2 protein-coding genes are annotated in these 1,687 nt (G+C 65.1%); both read right to left on the reverse strand.

Translation table 11 applies throughout. The annotated features are described in order from the left end of the window. On the reverse strand, positions 1–1,502 hold a 1,502-nt coding region (gene treS, locus AC07DI_RS37490; RefSeq protein ID WP_478909449.1), incomplete at its 3' end, for a maltose alpha-D-glucosyltransferase. Further along, positions 1,499–1,687 (reverse strand): alpha-amylase (locus tag AC07DI_RS37495; RefSeq protein WP_478909450.1); only part of this gene is annotated, 189 nt, incomplete at its 5' end. The genes AC07DI_RS37495 and treS, both read right to left, overlap by 4 nt.

Consider the following 1,687-nt stretch of genomic DNA (forward strand, 5'->3'; position numbering starts at 1 on the left):
TTGTATTCGCGGAGGAAGGCGATGACGGCGGGGTTGGAGGAGGGGAGTTCGGTGTAGGAGCCGAGGCCGAAGGCGGGGTTCTGTTTGCGGATTTCGATCATGCGTCGGGTCCAGTGGAGCAGGCTGGAGGGGCTGCTCATGGCGGCTTCGACGTTGGTGACCTGGTAGCCGTAGACGGGGTCCATGATCGCGGGGAGGGAGAGGCGTCCGGGGTCGCAGGAGGAGAAGCCGGCGTTGCGGTCGGGGGTCCATTGCATGGGGGTGCGTACGGCGTCGCGGTCGCCGAGCCAGATGTTGTCGCCCATGCCGATTTCGTCGCCGTAGTAGAGGATCGGGGAGCCGGGCAGGGAGAGCAGCAGGGCGGTGAAGAGTTCGATCTGGTTGCGGTCGTTGTCCAGGAGGGGGGCCAGGCGGCGGCGGATGCCGATGTTGGCGCGCATGCGGGGGTCTTTGGCGTATTCCGCGTACATGTAGTCGCGTTCTTCGTCGGTGACCATTTCGAGGGTGAGCTCGTCGTGGTTGCGCAGGAAGATGCCCCATTGGCAGCCGGAGGGGATGGCGGGGGTTTTCGCGAGGATTTCGGAGACGGGGTAGCGGGATTCGCGGCGTACGGCCATGAAGATGCGGGGCATGACGGGGAAGTGGAAGGCCATGTGGCATTCGTCGCCGCCGCCCTGGAAGTCGCCGAAGTAGTCGACGACGTCTTCGGGCCATTGGTTGGCTTCGGCGAGCAGGACGGTGTCGGGGTAGTGGGCGTCGATTTCGGCGCGGACGCGTTTGAGGAGGTGGTGGGTGCGGGGGAGGTTTTCGCAGTTGGTGCCCTCTTCGGCGTAGAGGTAGGGGACGGCGTCCAGGCGGAAGCCGTCGATGCCCAGGTCGAGCCAGAAGCGCAGGGCGGAGATGATTTCTTCCTGGACGGCGGGGTTTTCGAAGTTGAGGTCGGGCTGGTGGGAGAAGAAGCGGTGCCAGTAGTACTGCTTGCGGACGGGGTCGAAGGTCCAGTTGGAGGCTTCGGTGTCGACGAAGATGATGCGGGCGTCGCTGTAGGCCTTGTCGTCGTCCGCCCAGACGTAGTAGTCGCCGTAGGGTCCGTCGGGGTCGGTGCGGGAGGCCTGGAACCACGGGTGCTGGTCGCTGGTGTGGTTCATGACGAAGTCGATGATGACGCGCATGCCGCGTTGGTGGGCGGAGTCGACGAATTCGACGAAGTCGGCGAGGTCGCCGAATTCGGGGAGGACGGCGGTGTAGTCGGAGACGTCGTAGCCGCCGTCGCGCAGGGGTGATTTGAAGAAGGGGGGCAGCCAGAGGCAGTCGACGCCGAGCCATTGCAGGTAGTCGAGTTTGGCGGTGATGCCTTTGAGGTCGCCGATGCCGTCGCCGTTGCTGTCCTGGAAGGAGCGGACCAGGACTTCGTAGAAGACGGCGCGTTTGAACCAGTCGGGGTCGCGGTCGTTGGCCGGTGTGTCCTCGAAGGTGTCCTGGACGGGCTCATTGACGATCATGGTGTGGGTGACCCTCCGATCAACGGTGAGGACGGTCGCAGGACCCGGAAGATGTGCGCGGGCGCGCGGCCCGGTTCCAGGCGCACATAGTTGGTCCTGCCCCAGTGGTAGGTGTCGCCGGTGAGCTCGTCGCGCACCGGCACGCTCTCGTGCCAGTCGAGGCCGAGCAGCGGCATGTCCAACGA

The organism is Streptomyces sp. NPDC044106, assembly GCF_056433985.1.